This is a genomic window from Enterovibrio norvegicus FF-33 (genome assembly GCF_000286835.2).
Lineage (GTDB): Bacteria > Pseudomonadota > Gammaproteobacteria > Enterobacterales > Vibrionaceae > Enterovibrio > Enterovibrio norvegicus_A.
Genome location: NZ_AJYD02000038.1, coordinates 2224748 through 2240722, shown reverse-complemented (window position 1 = coordinate 2240722; position 15975 = coordinate 2224748). Strand labels below are relative to the sequence as shown.

The window sequence follows — 15975 nt, the reverse complement described above, 5'->3', positions numbered from 1 at the left end:
CACAAAAGTTGCTTTTGGTGCTCAGTAAGTGATCAAAAAGCAGAGTCAAACGACTCTGCTTTGGGTTTGATGCGGTAATGTTTAAAGAGCTACATTCCGCCAATACAGATGTATTTGGTGTTGAGGTACTCATCCAGCCCTTGGCGAGCCCCTTCGCGTCCAATGCCCGATTGTTTCACGCCACCAAAAGGTGCAACTTCCGTGGAAATAATCCCTTCGTTGACCCCCACCATGCCGTAATCGAGTGCTTCTGCCACGGCGAAGATACGGTTGATGTCTTTGCTGTAGAAGTAGCTCGCCAATCCGTATTCGGTGTCATTCGCCATGTCGATCAAAGACGCGTCATCATGGAAACGGATCACGGGAGCAATAGGGCCAAAGATCTCTTCTTTAACAATGCTCATGTTGTGTTCGACGTGGGTTAATACGGTTGGTGCGAAAAATTGCCCACCGAGATCGTCGCCACCTGCGGTGATATTCGCCCCTTGTGCCACGGCATCGTTCACTAACGCTTGTACTTTCTTCTTGGCGTTGTCATCAATCAGTGGGCCAATGGTGATGCCATCATCAAGGCCGTTGCCGACACTCAGCTTGGAGACTTCAGCGGCAAACTTGGCGACAAACTCGTCATACACAGAATCGTGAACATAGAAGCGGTTGGCGCACACACACGTTTGACCCGCGTTGCGAAACTTCGATGCGAGTGCACCTTTCACAGCAGCATCAATGTCTGCGTCATCAAACACAATGAACGGCGCATTTCCGCCCAATTCCATTGAAACGCGTTTGACGCTTTCGGCGCTTTGGCGCATCAGAATCCGACCAACGTGGGTAGAGCCGGTAAAGGATATTTTTTGAATTTTTGGGCTACTACAAAATAGCTCACCCACCATCACGGCATCGCTGCTGGTGACAATGGCTAACAGACCCTCGGGGAGTCCGGCTTGTCGTGCTAATTCAGCCACAGCGTAGGCGCTTAATGGCGTTTGCGCGGCGGGCTTGCCAATAAAGCTGCATCCTGCCGCTAATGCTGGTGCAGCTTTTCGCGTGATCATTGCGATGGGGAAGTTCCAAGGCGTGATAGCAGCTGCGACACCGACCGGTTGGCGAATGGTCATAATACGGCGGTCAGTCAATGGTGTTGGAATCGTTTCGCCATACGCACGCTTACCTTCTTCGGCAAACCATTGAACAAAAGATGCGCCATAGGCTACTTCACCGCGCGATTCAGCCAGCGGTTTACCTTGCTCAAGCGTCATAATACGCGCCAGGTCTTCTTGGTTATCCATGATGAGCTGATACCAGCGGGAAAGAATTTCAGCGCGTAGTTTCGCCGTGGTTTTCGCCCACGATTTCTGCGCAGTCTCGGCTTTTTCAATGACCTTTTCGATGGCTTCACGGTTGTGAGAAGGGACGTAGCCCAACACATCACCTGTCGCGGGGTTATGGACAGCTATCGCACTGTTCACGTTTTCGCACAGAGAAGAGAGTAGGGAGAGATTTTTTATCTGTTCCATCATTGGCTTCCATTGTTAAACCGAGGCTTTAAATTCTAGCCTAACTGCGTCGCAGTATCGGTGCAATAACCAACGCAAGCCTAAAACTAAAACATAAGAGGAAGGTGTAGATAATGTGAAGTGTGCAATATATCGAACGAATTGCATGTGAACGTGATGGTGCGATTGAGAACATCCGTGACTGACGAGTAAGGTGCGGGAGATCATCAAAACAAGGCCAGCGATGTCGCTGGCCTGATTAAATTGTTCACTTATGGTTTATTTGGCGACGTTGCCTGCCACATTCATGATGTCCCACGTTCTGGCAAACGGTGGTGCATAGGCAAAATCCATCATACCAAGCTGGCTGGTGGTGACGCCCATAGTGATAGCCACAGCCATTGCATCGATACGGTGTACCGCGCCTTTGTAACCAATCAGCTGTGCGCCAAGAATGCGCTTGGTTTCCGCTTCGTAAATCAGCTTCATGTGCATATCCGACTGACCTGCACAATAATTGGTGTGGCATTTGTCTTTGATAGTGAGGGTCTTCACCATGAAGCCAGCATCCGTCGCTTCGCGCTCGGATAGTCCAGTACGGCCTGCTTCTAGCCCCAATGTACGCACACAACTGGTGCCGAGTGAGCCTGGAAATTGCAATGGTTCGCCCTCGATTTGCGCAATGTTGTCGCCCACCAAGCGGCCTAGCTTGTTTGCGCCAGTTGCGAGCGGGATGTATTGGTTACGTTGCGAAATCGAATTCCAGATAGCGGCGCAATCGCCTGCTGACCACACATCTGGCAAGGAGGTTTTTCCTTCACGATCAACCACGATGGCGCCGTTTGGCAGGGTTTCAATGCCTGTTTCTTGCAAGAATGCAGTGTTCGGTTTCACACCAGTACACACCACCACCAGATCCGTGGCGTATTCGCCTTTGTCTGTGATCACGCCAGAGACTGCGGTATCACCTTTGATTGCCATCAGTGATTCTGACGTGAGAATTTCGACGCCCGCTTTTTCCAGCTCCGTGTGAATATGCACACTGATTTCTGCATCAAAGGCATCAGGGATTAAGCGCTCTGCGCGTTCAATCAAGCGAACCTGTTTACCTTGGTGGAGCATGGCTTCCGCCACTTCCAAACCGATAAAGCCAGAACCAATGATGGTGACGTGTTGGCAGTTAGCGTCTTGAATTGTTGCTTTTAGCGCTATGCCATCGTTCATCACGCGTAGCGTGTGTACGCCGTTTTTTTGTAGGCCTTCAACGGGAGGCAGCACTTCGCGAGCGCCAGTCGCGATCATTAATCTGTCGTAGTGCGTCACGAACACGTCGCCGTTATGCGAGATTTCGAGTTTTTTGACGTCAGCGTCGACCTTTGTGACGCGATGTCCCGTGTTCACCGTGATGCCACGCTCTGCGAACTGTGCTGGGGTGAATTCCGACATGTAACCGCTGTCACTAAATTCATCCGCCACGTAATAGGGCAGGCCACAAGCACCAAATGAGATGATTTCTGACGCTTCATAAACAATGATTTCAGCGCTTGGATTCACTCGACGAGCTTTGGCTGCAGCGCTCATTCCCGCGGCTTCACCGCCAATGATGATGATTTTCATGTTGCATTCCTCATGGGCATATTGCCCTGAAAACAGGAATTGGGAGCCAACGCTCCCAAAATATTATGTGACGACTAATGAGCCTATCGAGTTTATTACGCGGTAGCGTCTTCACCATCTAGGTTCAGTGGCTTGTCATCGTTGAATACCGCCATATCTGTTTGACCCATCAGTTTGCTGGTCACAGATCCTGCGGTGACAGAACCTGATACGTTAAGCGCGGTACGACCCATATCGATCAGCGGCTCGATAGAGATCAACAGACCTGCAAGCGCGACAGGGAAATCCAACGCGGAGAGAACAATCAATGCGGCAAACGTTGCGCCGCCACCAATGCCAGCGACACCGAACGAGCTAATGGTGATGATGGCAATCAGCGTGACGAGAAAGCCAATATCTAGCGGGTTGATGCCCATGGTTGGCGCAATCATTACTGCCAGCATGGCAGGGTAAATACCCGCACAGCCATTTTGTCCAATGGTTGAACCGAAAGAAGCGGCAAAGTTGGCGATACCATTTGGAATACCCAATGCTTTTTCTTGTGTTTGAACGTTCATCGGAATTGACGCTGCGCTGCTGCGTGATGTGAAAGCGAACGTCAGAAGAGGCATGATTTTCTTCAAGTGGCGAATCGGGTTTAGGCCTAGCATCGCGATGATCGCTAAGTGAATCGCGAACATGGTAAACAGCGCACCGTATGAAGCCATAACAAAGCTTGCTAGGTTAACGATATCCGCGTAGTTAGAGCCTGAAATCACTTTGGTCATTAGCGCCAGAACACCGTAAGGCGTCAAACGCAGTACCAGTGTCACGATGCGCATAACGATAGCTTTTGCCACGTCAACGAAGCTCTCGAACGACGCAAAGACGTCTGGTTGCTTCTTCGCGATACCTGTTGCGGCTATGCCAATAAAGATAGAGAAGATAACGACTGCGATAGTGGATGTTTTACGCGAACCTGTCATATCTAGGAACGGGTTCGCAGGAAGGAATTCTAGGATCATGTTAGCGAAAGACAGGCTTTCTACGCGACCCAGATTGGTTTCTAGCGATTGACCGCGTGCGACTTCTGCCGCGCCAGCCGTTAGGCCTTCTGCAGTAAGACCAAACATCAACGACCAAGCAATACCCACAAGCGCGGCAATCATGGTGGTCACCACCAATACGCCAATGCTCATGCCACTAATCTTGCCGACAGACGAACCGCCTTTGAGCTTGAGGATGGCAGAAATGATCGACACCATCACGAGTGGGATGATGATCATTTGAAGCAGTTTCACGTAGCCTTTACCGACAATGTCGAAGTAGTCGATGCTAGTTTTAATAATGTCGGAGCCTGCACCGTAGTAAAGCTGTAATAAGCCACCAAATACGACACCTAAACCCAAACCAGCAAAAACACGTTTGGTAAAAGGTACATGCTTAGCTTGTAGTGTGTACAAAAAATAGATAAGTGCGGTGAATATCGTGAGGTTCAATATAACGCTTAAGGCCATTCTTAAATCCTTAATTTCATTAGCGGGCTAAATGTAAAATAAATTCGCGCTTTCTTCCTATTCTTTATATTCGAAAGAAGATGGAATACTCAGTGAGTGAATATCTTGCTGCTCTTCCGTCTAACCTCTGACGGTGTGCCAGTCTGAATAGCCCTTACGCTGGCTAAGGCCGCGATGATAGGGCAGTCATTCGTGCATATAAAACAAAACTATATAACTAAAAGCTATATGTTATAAAGTGAACAGGATTTGACTGTTTATAACTCAGATGTAATTTTATTATGTGCGATATTGTTATTGAATTGTTTGAAAGTTTAATAATAAAAGTAACATTTTTCGTTTGTCCGATTAATTAAAATTCCCCTAATGGTTAACGTTGTTTTTTCTTTTAGTGATAATTTTGTTTCCTAATTATTTAAGAAGGAATATACGACGGTTTTCGATTGTTTTGCGTGACGACTATCGACAATTTTCCATCCGATATGCGCACGCGTTTATTCGCCTCTCTTCTTTCAATGATTATTGTTTGTTTTTTCACCGCTCTCATTTTTAACTCCCCATTAAATCTTAATTAAATCAGTTAATTAGTGTTTATTGAGGGTTTTGATTTTAACCCTAGGTGTACGAAGAAAGATTACCGAATTGCGTGGTGTATCACTTACAAAATCCAATGTGATCAAGATCACCTAAACTTGCAATGTTGGGGGTGGGTTTTGAGCTAAATTGTTACTTACACCTTGCATAAAGTCGGGTGATCAGACAGCAGCTATCGATAGGCTGACGGCTGATCTATTGGTAAATAATAAAAATAATTTCGTGAGTGGCGGTGACAGTTAGAGGGTACATCTATGAAAAATTTGCGTTTATCGGCGTTAGCCGTTGTGCTAGTAAGTTCCATCACAGCATGCCAATCCACATCAGAACCTGCTCAAATAGCCAGTGAAACCAATGGGGTTTCACAACAAAGCCAAAATACGCTTCAAATCTACGAAAAAGCGAAATCGGATTACGCCCGTTGGCTAGCGAAAATGGAAGAGAGCAAGGAACTTCGGTTATACAGTAAGGAGGCTGTTGAGGATTTGTTTGACGCGTGGGAAGACGCGGTTGATGTCTACGAAGATTTTGATTCAAACCCAGCCAAAGCGACAGAAAGCTACTCCGTATTTTCTTCGGGTACTTATGCGCAAACTTTTGATAAACGTATGGTTAAAGTCGCGACGCTCCATGCGGAGTTATTGACCTTAAAAGAAACCGCAGACAGTTTACTGGCGGAAGCCATCGCAGAAATGGCCTATCTTGACATGATTAACGCAGAGGCCGTGTTTGCGTCGCGTTACAGCCGAATTGCCAGAGATTATCGTGCGTTGTTTGAGTATGTGGCTGATAACGATCTCGATGATGCTCAAGTCAAACAAGTGCAGTTTTTAGATAAGGCGAAAGCGTTAGAAGTGGCCGTGGCACTACAAATCAATGTGGTCCCCTTGAATAATGAACTTGTTCTGCTGCGTAGAGAGGGTTTCAAATCTGTTGCGCCCATTAGCTATACCAAAGCCGGAGCGACGTTAGAGCAAGCTGAAGCCGTGGTAACGGCCGATCCGCGAGACATATCGGCAATTGAAAAAGCGGTGTTGGCGGTCAAGTTTGAGATTGGTCATCTCAAGCATATTGGCTTGGAAGTGAAGCGGTTTAGGAATATCGATGACGGAAAATTTGAACCGTTGATTTTGGATCTCGAAAATCAGCTTCATCGTATTGCTCAAGCGTTTGAAAAAATTGATCTTCGTGATAAGCCGATCAAACAACAAACTGATGCGCTGGCGAGTAAGGCAGAAGCGTTAGCGCAGACATTGAACAATACAGCTGACGTCGACCCTGAATTGAAGCAATTGATGGCGAAGCTTGAGTCGGTCAATACAAATCTGTCTTTAGCGGAGCAAGACAAGGAAACCTTGTCTGCACAAGTCACCACCCTTGAAGCAAAGAAGGCGTCAGATGAAAGTTTGATTGATGATTTACGCATGGTGATTGACACCATCAAGCCTAAAGATGCTAACGCAGCCGCTGCGAGTGATCCCGTTTCTGCGCCGAGCAACGGTACGGACACATCGAGTACAGAGAAACCTAAAGTGTGAGTGTCAGCTCGATGGTAGAAGTAAAACAAACAAGCAAACCTAAAAAGTAAAAGTAAAAAGGCACGAAGCAAAAAACTAGAAAGCGCCCATTGCGGCGCTTTCTCGCTTCTTAGGAGCAGGTCATGAGCGGAGGTTATGGTCAGATATTTAAACCATCGGCCTCAAGCAACAAGATAATAGTGATGATTCGCTTTCTTCGCCAAAACACCGTCGTTCATCATATCTTCAAACAAAGTATCCACATCGTCCGTTGGCAGTAAGAAGTGTCTACACACCGCTTTTTTCGAGCAAGTTATCACGCCGTTTTTAACGGCCAATTCTACTCGTTGTGCCAAGGTTAAGTCAGCGTCATCTTGCTGCTTATCATTATCACTGTCTGCGTTAACTACGCTGTCGATAGCTGGCTTGTGCTCTAGATAACCCACAGGTTTACTCATGGTTTCTGGTGTAATGTCAATTTCAGCGTGGTGCTGATAAAAACGACGGAAACGTGTTTCTTCACCAATCACACCAACGAAAAATGCGGCGAACAAATCAAGCAAAATAGACAAGAACACCACTAAGCCAAATTGAGCGGTTTGCTGCGAAACTTGAAACGCACTCGCAAGGCTATCAATCAAACCAATTGCGGACCCTTGCGCGACAGGAGGCAGCGAATCACGCTCTTCCGCCAAGAGGATCTGTTCTTCACGCAGGGTGTTGTTTTGTGCCTGAATGCGGCTAACGCCCGTCGCGATACGCTCCATTTGTATGTACTTTTCTGCCGCCAAGTTATTCAAGTCAATTTGCTTTTCAATGGCGTCGATCTGGCGGTTATATGCGTCGACTTTGGCTTGCTCAATCGCGATAACGCTTTGCGCTTTGTTGGTAGCACTATTAATGCCACCAATACTGCCGCCGATCGAAATGGCGGCCAATACGAGGTAAAACACCAACGCGGTGAAAGACCCCATGTAGTTACGATGGGCACGACGTTCGCCAAATTCGTACCAAGCGTAGAATTTTCCAGCCTCAAAAATGATCGCCAACGTACCGAACAATGCTTTCATCATCGGGCTGTCATCAATCGAAAGGAAAAGCAGTAGTGAAAATACCGTTGAAGTGACCACGGCTGCGCCAGTAAAGCTGTAGACGCTGATCATGGCGAAAGGGCCTTTAGGGTAGCGATACCCGAGCATAGTTTTGTAGTGCATAGTTATCTTTCAAGTCACGGTATGAAGGGCGGGGAGGATACCGCATTGACGCTACACCTTCCGCAACTGTGACCTAACTAACAGTTTGACTGCTTGTTTCACCACCAAATCGTTAGTGTTTTATACGATTTGTGGCGCGCAATGGTAGATGTGACACTGCGTCTGAGCTAGTAACCTTGCTCAGATTGGATCGCCCAAAGGTGTGCGGCAACTAAGGCACGCCAGGGCGAAAACGCGTTAAGCCATACCTGTGTTTCCTTTTCCGACGGTTTTTCTTCGCTGTTGAGCAAGCGTTGTAGGTTTCGGCGTACCGCCACATCGCCATGCAATGAACCATCCAGCCAGCCGAATCCCCGCAACAAGGTATAGCTGACTGTCCATGGCCCCACGCCTTTTATTGCCAGTAGTTCACGCGCGACAACCTCAGGATCTGCGGTCAACGACAAATCTAGTTCGTTGTTCTCTAGCATTTGGGCAACGCGCTGGATAGTGGTTGCTTTGCTGTTGGAAAATCCGCAACGGCGATAGGTGTCAATTTCCGTGTTAGCAAGTGTCGCCGCATCGGGTGAACACCAAATACCGCTGCTGTGTCCTCGTCCGGTTGCTTCAATAAGTCGTCGACGAATGGAAACGGCAGCTTCCACGCTGATTAACTGTCCGGTGATTGCCCATGTAATGGCTTCAAAGGGTGTTGTTGTTTGTGGAATTCGCAAACCACGATGGTGTTTCAGCAAACGCGAAATGTCAGGGTGGGTTTGATAGTGCGCTTCAAACGCGTCGATGTCTTGATTCAGGCCTAGCATGTGAGTAAGCAGAGCGGCTAGTCCGTCATGATCTAGTGAGGACGCGTAGCTATCCGCGTCTATTTGGAGGGTTGCAGTATCGTTGTTCAAAGAGAGGCTAAGACAACAAGGAATTCCATTAATCAGCATACCTTTCCGGATCAGGTTACCTTCCACTTTTTCTGCAAGCTCGGTTTTATCTCGCTTGTGAAATGCAAGAAAATCACTGTGTCTAAAGTTACTTGGTAGTGACGTTGTCACGCTTAGAGTGGTGGTCATGAGCTTAACTCCTAGAGCAGGGTGAAAACAGCCTAAACCGCGCAATGATACAAGGCGAGATAATTCAACATAACGCACTATAACTGAATGTAATTTGTTTGATCTCTACAAGCTCGATCACAGAAAGCGGCAAAGACGAGTTGCCAGGCACTGAGTCAGGATTGAGGGGCTTTCCCGTCATCGTTAGATCTATCAGTTTCATTGAGTTAACGTAATAATCACGGCTAACTTCTTATTATTGATGAGAAAATAATTTTTTTGACTGTTATTATTTCCGAATTCTTAACAAGCATCTAGAGGTTGCTTGGGTATGTTACGACACGGAGGTTGACGATGAATTATTTCTTACTGGCATTAAAAAACTTTGCGGTATTTTCTGGTAGAGCAAGAAGGAAAGAGTACTGGATGTTTATCCTGTTCTATCTGATTTTCTCTATTGTTCTTACCATTGTTGATCAAATACTGGGGAGTGCGTTCCTCTCTTTAATATTCTCGTTGGCTTTGCTTATCCCAAGTATCAGTCTTACAGCCAGAAGGCTTCATGATACGGGTCGAAGTGGTTGGTGGCAGTTGATTGCATTGATTCCTTTAGTTGGCGCCATTGTCATGATTGTTTTTCTCGTGCAGGACAGCAAAGAGGACAATGAACACGGTGTAAACCCAAAAGGTAGTACTGAAGCAGGCATTACTGCTTAACAAGCCGATCTATTCCTGACAATTACAAACACTGTCGTTGCTTTTCATATGGCTTTGGCAGTGTTTTTTGTATCAAATGGATTTGTCTAACAGGTGTTTGTGATATGTGGAAAATATTACTGATTGGTTTGATGGCAGTGTATATCTCGGGTTGTGATTTTCCGACGGAATCCATGGATAAGAAGTTCGGTGAGCAAAATTTTAATTCTGCGATATCTTTGATTGAGTTGCATAAAGTGCGTAACGGTAGCTATCCACAACGTCTTGATGACCTGGAGTTTCTCGGAGATTGGGATGCTATTTGGCTTTCATCTGTTGATTACAAAAAAACAAAAACTGGGTATAACTTATTTGTTACCAAAGGCTGGATGTCAGAGCCTGAACTAGAATTATCGGTGAGGTTTAAGCAAGGCTTAGGCATCGAAGAATCAAACATTATCTGGGTCAACGATTAACCCCAACACTTCATGTGGGCTCATCTCCTCAATTATTTCATGCCAATATAACGCCTTTCTGGTCGGCCAACACTGCCGTAATTCACCTGAGCTTCCAGTTCTAAAGTGCTAACCATATATTCAAGATAGCGACGAGCAGTAGTGCGGCTTGCGCCAATCAAGGTACCGACTTCTTCGGCGTTGAGTGGTTCTGCGGAATCCGCAAACACTGCTCGAATTTTATCCAGCGTGATGACATCAATACCTTTTGGGAGTCGTAGGGAGTGGGTATTGGTTGTGCTATCTGTTGTCGGTGCAGATGTCATGCGCTGCGGCAGAAGGGTGTCGACATCCGTTTGTGCCAATGACTCCATGGCACGAAGCTTCTCTAAGTGCGCCGCGTATTGTGCTATCACTTCTTGCAGGCGCTCAAATACCAAAGGCTTGAGAATGTAGTAGAAAACGCCACTGCGCAGCGCGTCTCGCAATGTATCGACCTCTTTGGCGGCAGTGATCAAAATGACATCCGTGGCGCTGTTGTTCGCACGCAGCTTTCTCAGCAAATCTAGCCCAGTACCGTTAGGGAAATGGTTATCGAGCAGCAGTAATTCGGGTTTAAAAACGTCCACAAGGTCTGCCGCATCTTCCAATGTGTGGGCGATGCCAACCAGTTCTACACCGTCTATGCGGTCTAAAAAGCGTTTTTGTATTTCTGCAATCTGAATATCGTCTTCAGCGATAACGACGCGGATGTTTTGGGCCATAGGTACAACTCATTCCTTGTTGGTCTTTCTTATTCCTGTGTACTTAAGTCTAGCTGGCGTTGGGTGTTACATACTCAAACGAATCCTGGATCTTGATGTTACTCGGGTCTTGCTTTGGGAATGTACACCGTGAATCGACTGCCGACAGTATCTGCGGGCTCAAGCAATATCGTGCCACCCAATTTCTGTAACAGTTTTTCGACGAGATGAAGCCCAAAGCCGTGGCCCTCACCTTCTTTGCTGGTGACGCCCTTACGGAAAATGTTCTCTTGGTCTTTTTCCGCAATGCCAGCGCCTTCGTCTTCAATTTCAAAAATCAGGTCGTTACCTAAGTCAGTCATTGATAGTCGGACGTCGAATTTACGGTTTCTGAGTGTGGCTTCAAGGGCATTGTCTATTAGATTACCAATGATACTCACCAATTCTTCACGCGGTATGTGATCGGGGATCTCCTTCATACTGCTTTCTGCGTCAATATCGAGGTTCAAACCCAGTTCCTTGGCGCGATTGTATTTGCCCAGCATACAGCCTGCGAGGATAGGGTCGGGTACGGCCTCCACCAACAATTGAATGAGGGCTTGATGGCTTTGACTTTCTTGTCCGATCAGCGCTAACGCTTCATCTGTGGCGCCAAGTTGAATGAGTCCGGCAATGGTGTGGAGCTTGTTGGAATACTCGTGAGATTGGCTGCGTAGCGTATCGGCATATTGCTCGAGTTGGCTGAGCTTTTTACTGATAGCATCTAGTTCATCTTTACGACGGAAGCTCGATACCACTCCCGTAATTTGCCCGTTTTGTAACAACGGTAGCCGGTTCACAATCAAGTTTCTGTCTTGTAGCCACACGTCTTTATCTATTTGCGGTTCGCCGGTTCGTAACACGTCCATCAAGCGGCTGTCTGGTAATACTTCTTCGATTGGACGTCCTGTCAGTTTGGTGTTGGCGTCCAGCCCGAGTGTATCAACAGCGGCACGGTTGAAGGTGGTAATGTTTCCTTGTCCATTCACGGCAATAATGCCTTCGCGAATTGATTCCAGCGTCGCGTTTTGCTCTTGGAAAAGGCGCCCAATCTGCTCAGGTTCTAATCCGAATATGGCTTTTTTGAAATGAGAGGCGAACCAAAGCCCGGTGAGCACGCTGAGCCCAAAACTGAGCAAAATGACAAGGTATAACGTGTCGCGATAGCGGTTGATCGTATCTTCCACTGACGAGAGCATAAAGCCGACGGAGATAATGCCTACCACGTTTTCGTTGCTGCTATCAAAGATCGGCGCTTTCCCGCGCACCGAAGCCCCAAGGCTGCCTGTGGCTTTTTGAATATAGGGCTTACCGTACACCAGAGCGGGTTCGTTGTAATCGCCTTCATCATCGTACATCGGTTTGCCGACACGCTTCCATGAGGGGTGCGCGAGGCGAATGCCGTTTCTGTCACCAATGACCACAAACCTCGCATCGTTCACTGATGCCAAATCGATAGATATCGGTTGCAACCATTCACTATCACGACTTTCTACGGCTTCAACCACATCGGGCATGGAGGCAATGGTTTTTGCCACGTGCAGCGCGCGTAGGCCAATTTGTTCATCGAGCGATTGGCTTAAATAGACAAGGGCAAAAAAGCCAATAAAGCCCGTTTGTAGAATGGCCATCATGCCGAGAATGAGCATCATGCGGGTTTTGAGTTTTAGCGAACGTAGTGAAAGCATCGGCTTGAAGGTGTCCTTAGTACAACGATGGTGCGTCGCTTTAGCGTGTTGTTTTTAGCTTGGCGCGAATCGCTATTATCTATCCTATTGAAATAGTGATTCTTTGTGGTCTGTCACGCAAGTGAACAATATGAACAAAATGTTTTTAATAGTTTAAAAAAACATTAAATCCACAAGGTTTCCAATATCGGCTCCAGCCAATACGTTGAAGGGGTAGGACAACAATAATTATCTCGTCCAAAGGACGGAACGACACGAGGAAATACCTATGATTTCACAAATGTTCGGTAAAAAGCGCTCCTTCATCGCAGCCCTTGCGCTGACATCTGCACTGAGTGCGGGTATGGCCAATGCGGCAGTTGAAGAGATTCACTTTCTGATCCCAGGTGGAGCAGGCGGTGGTTGGGATGGTACAGCGCGTGGTACTGGCGAAGCTTTGTCAAAATCGGGTTTGGTTGAAACCGTTTCATTCGAAAACATGTCAGGTGGCGGCGGTGGTAAAGCCATTGCGCATCTTATCGAAGTTGACGGCCAAGCCGACAACACACTGATGGTGAACTCGACCCCTATTGTTATCCGCTCTTTGTCGAAAGTGTTCCCTCAGTCTTTCCGCGATCTTAAGCCGATTGCTGCAACAGTGGGTGACTATGCAGCATTTGTCGTGCCCACCAGCTCAAAGTATCAAACATTCCAACAGTTAATGGATGACTACAAAGCTAACCCTCGTTCAGTGGCGGTTGCTGGCGGCTCAGCGCGCGGCAGTATGGACCACTTAGTCGCAGCCATGGCATTTAAAGCCGCTGGCGGTGATCCGAAACGTGTGAAATATGTGGCTTACGATGCAGGTGGCAAAGCGATGGCGGGCATCTTGTCCGGTGAAGCTCACGTGCTGTCCACCGGTTTCAGTGAAGCACTGGCGCTCAAAAACGCAGGTGAAGTACGCATTCTGGCAATGACAGGCGATGAGCGTTCTGCCGCGGCAGCAGATGTACCAACGTTGAAAGAGCTGGGTTATGACGCGAGCTTTATTAACTGGCGTGGATTCTTTGGTTCGCCAGGTTTGTCTGATGCAAAAGCAGACGAGTACGCAGCGGTACTGGAAAAAATGTACAGCACCGATGAATGGACAGTGGTTCGTGACCGCAATGGTTGGACTGAAGTGTTCAAGCCTCGTGCAGAGTTCACGACTTTCCTAGAAGGCCAAGAGCAACAAGTTGGCGACCTAATGCGTGAGCTGGGCTTCCTTCAATAATATGAATATTAACGGGTCGAGAATATCGACCCGTACTTAGACGTTTAAGACGGGCTCGCCCGTCTGTTGTTACATCCAAGGAGTTTTTCATGGTTGTCACTAAAGACCATATCGGTGGTCTCATTTTTCTCAGTCTTTCAGTGGCCTATGGTTATTACGCTCGCCACATCCCAATGTTGCCGGGCGATGAATACGAACCGTTTAACGCACAAACGCTGCCTATTGTTCTTTCTTATATGGGCGGCCTGCTAGGTGTGCTTATGCTAGGCACGGCACGTCGTGATACGGCAAGTAAGCTGTCTTTTGCAGGCCTCGATTTCCTGCTTGTATCTAAATTGCTTCTGCTCATCGTTGCGTTTGCATTCGCACTGGAATGGATTGGTTTCGCACTTTCTACCGTTTTCTTTTTGGTGGTCGGTTACTGGATCTTAGGTGAACGACGACCTAAAACACTCTTCATTGCTTCCGTGCCGTTTGCCGTTGGCATCTGGTTTATTCTCGCCAAGCTGCTGGATATCTATCTCGCGCCGGGTCGCTTGTTCATGATGATCTTTGGGGGCCAATAATTATGTGGGACGGAATCACAACAGGGTTAAGCACCGCGATCATGCCCTTCAACATCATGATGGTGGTGGTGGGCTGTTTTGCCGGTACGTTCATTGGCATGCTGCCGGGCTTAGGCCCAATCTCAGCGGTGGCGCTGATGATCCCTATTACTTATAGCTTGGACCCAGCGTCTGGCATCATTTTGATGGCTGGTGTGTACTACGGTGCGGTTTTTGGCGGTTCGACATCGTCGATTCTGATCAATGCACCGGGTTGTTCAAGCACCGTTGTTACCGCATTTGATGGCTACCCAATGGCGCAAAAACGCCAAGCGGGTAAAGCATTGGCGCTGGCAGCGTACTCTTCATTCACTGGCGGTACGATCGGCGCCATCATTCTGCTGTTTGCAGCGCCTGCGTTAGCAACGGTGTCACTCAGTTTCCAGTCTGCCGATTACTTCGCGTTGATGGTACTGGGTTTGACCGCTGTGTCAGCCTTTGCTGGAAAAGGGCAGGTACTGAAAGCGATGGCCATGACCGTGTTCGGTTTGATGATTGCGACCGTAGGTACGGATGTTATCTCTGGTGCGCCGCGTTTTACGTTTGGCAACCTCGATTTGGTTGACGGTGTGAGCTTCCTCTTGCTGGCCATGGCGACATTTGCACTTGCAGAAGTGGTGATGACGGTACTTAAAGGTCAACACAAAGAAGAAGAGCCAGACATGGACATGGCGTCGCTGGGTAGCATGAAACTCAGCAAGGAAGAAATTAAAGAAGTCGCACCAACTGTCGCGCGCTCTTCTATCTTCGGCTTTATTGTCGGTGTGTTACCGGGCGCGGGGGCGACCATTGCGTCATTTCTTGCCTATGGCCTTGAACGTAACCTTGCACCAAAGCGTTTGAAAGAGCAGTTTGGTAAAGGGGCATTGCGCGGATTAGCAGCGCCGGAGTCGGCCAACAATGCCGCTTCTACAGGGTCTTTTGTGCCATTGCTCACGCTGGGTATTCCGGGTTCAGGTACAACAGCCATCATGCTGGGTGCGTTGATCGCCTATGGCATACAGCCAGGGCCACGTCTTTTCATTGATAATCCAGACGTGTTTTGGTCGGTGATCATTTCGATGTATTTCGGTAACTTGGTTTTGTTGATATTGAACTTGCCGTTGATTCCGTATATTTCGCGTTTGCTTGTTATTCCGCGTCCTATCTTGATACCTCTGATTTTGTTTTTCTCAATCACAGGCGTGTATCTGGTGAGTTTTAACACCTTTGATATCAATATGATGGTACTGATTACTGTTGTCGCGATATTCCTCAGGCTGTTGGATTTCCCCATGGCACCCATGCTGCTCGGTTTCATTCTGGGCGGGATCATGGAAAACAACCTCAGTCGGTCACTGACCATTTCTGATGGTAGCCTGAGCTTCCTGTGGGAACGTCCAATGACATTGAGCATTATCAGTATTTCAATCTTTGTGCTGATATTGCCATTGATTCGAGTGGTGCTTGAAAAAATGGGCTTCGGCGCAAAGGCTTCGGAAACTAAGGTTCAAGTCGATCGTAACGATGGTTAATTTCGGAGA

At 47.6% G+C, this 15975-nt stretch carries 13 protein-coding genes; 6 read left to right on the top strand and 7 right to left on the bottom strand.

Features of this window, described 5'->3' with window-relative positions; translation table 11 throughout:
- Positions 1-89: 89 nt before the first annotated feature.
- The 3 genes from A1OO_RS18100 to A1OO_RS18090 form a co-directional block, all read right to left on the bottom strand.
- Positions 90-1517 (bottom strand): NAD-dependent succinate-semialdehyde dehydrogenase, encoded by a 1428-nt coding sequence (locus A1OO_RS18100; protein WP_017003978.1) that lies wholly within the window; start codon positions 1515-1517, stop codon positions 90-92.
- A 258-nt stretch (positions 1518-1775) separates the two neighbouring features.
- On the bottom strand, positions 1776-3113 hold the full coding sequence (locus A1OO_RS18095) for a CoA-disulfide reductase (protein WP_017003977.1): 1338 nt from the start codon (positions 3111-3113) through the stop codon (positions 1776-1778).
- A 95-nt stretch (positions 3114-3208) separates the two neighbouring features.
- Positions 3209-4609, bottom strand: a complete 1401-nt coding sequence (locus A1OO_RS18090) for an L-cystine transporter (protein WP_017003976.1) — start codon at positions 4607-4609, stop codon at positions 3209-3211.
- An 848-nt stretch (positions 4610-5457) separates the two neighbouring features.
- Between A1OO_RS18090 and A1OO_RS18085 the strand changes: the two genes are divergently transcribed.
- On the top strand, positions 5458-6741 hold the full coding sequence (locus tag A1OO_RS18085; RefSeq protein ID WP_017003975.1) for a hypothetical protein: 1284 nt from the start codon (positions 5458-5460) through the stop codon (positions 6739-6741).
- 161 nt (positions 6742-6902) lie between these two features.
- Here the strand turns inward: A1OO_RS18085 and A1OO_RS18080 are convergent, their stop codons facing one another.
- Both A1OO_RS18080 and A1OO_RS18075 read right to left on the bottom strand, forming a co-directional pair.
- On the bottom strand, positions 6903-7934 hold the full coding sequence (locus A1OO_RS18080; protein ID WP_016958212.1) for a hypothetical protein: 1032 nt from the start codon (positions 7932-7934) through the stop codon (positions 6903-6905).
- A gap of 167 nt (positions 7935-8101) precedes the next feature.
- Positions 8102-8995, bottom strand: coding sequence for a DNA-3-methyladenine glycosylase family protein (locus A1OO_RS18075; RefSeq protein WP_017003973.1), 894 nt, complete (start codon positions 8993-8995; stop codon positions 8102-8104).
- Between the two features lie 333 nt (positions 8996-9328).
- Here A1OO_RS18075 and A1OO_RS18070 point away from each other — a divergent pair, with 333 nt between their 5' ends.
- The gene (locus A1OO_RS18070) at positions 9329-9691 is read left to right on the top strand and encodes a DUF805 domain-containing protein (RefSeq protein WP_016958210.1); all 363 of its coding nucleotides are present in this window, start codon (positions 9329-9331) and stop codon (positions 9689-9691) included.
- 104 nt (positions 9692-9795) lie between these two features.
- On the top strand, positions 9796-10146 hold the full coding sequence (locus A1OO_RS18065; RefSeq protein ID WP_017003971.1) for a hypothetical protein: 351 nt from the start codon (positions 9796-9798) through the stop codon (positions 10144-10146).
- 32 nt (positions 10147-10178) lie between these two features.
- On the opposite strand, the gene A1OO_RS18060 is transcribed toward A1OO_RS18065, so the two are convergent.
- Both A1OO_RS18060 and A1OO_RS18055 read right to left on the bottom strand, forming a co-directional pair.
- Positions 10179-10889, bottom strand: a complete 711-nt coding sequence (locus tag A1OO_RS18060; RefSeq protein WP_017003969.1) for a response regulator — start codon at positions 10887-10889, stop codon at positions 10179-10181.
- A gap of 98 nt (positions 10890-10987) precedes the next feature.
- Positions 10988-12595, bottom strand: a complete 1608-nt coding sequence (locus A1OO_RS18055; protein ID WP_017003968.1) for an ATP-binding protein — start codon at positions 12593-12595, stop codon at positions 10988-10990.
- Positions 12596-12875: 280 nt separating this feature from the next.
- Here A1OO_RS18055 and A1OO_RS18050 point away from each other — a divergent pair, with 280 nt between their 5' ends.
- The 3 genes from A1OO_RS18050 to A1OO_RS18040 all read left to right on the top strand — a co-directional run bounded on the left by A1OO_RS18050 (position 12876) and on the right by A1OO_RS18040 (position 15966).
- Complete coding sequence (locus A1OO_RS18050) at positions 12876-13847, top strand: tripartite tricarboxylate transporter substrate binding protein (protein ID WP_371733347.1); 972 nt, start codon at positions 12876-12878, stop codon at positions 13845-13847.
- 89 nt (positions 13848-13936) lie between these two features.
- Positions 13937-14413: a tripartite tricarboxylate transporter TctB family protein gene (locus A1OO_RS18045; protein ID WP_016958205.1), complete on the top strand. Its 477-nt coding sequence runs from the start codon at positions 13937-13939 to the stop codon at positions 14411-14413.
- A 2-nt stretch (positions 14414-14415) separates the two neighbouring features.
- Positions 14416-15966, top strand: coding sequence for a tripartite tricarboxylate transporter permease (locus A1OO_RS18040; RefSeq protein WP_017006111.1), 1551 nt, complete (start codon positions 14416-14418; stop codon positions 15964-15966).
- The last annotated feature ends 9 nt before the right edge of the window (positions 15967-15975 follow it).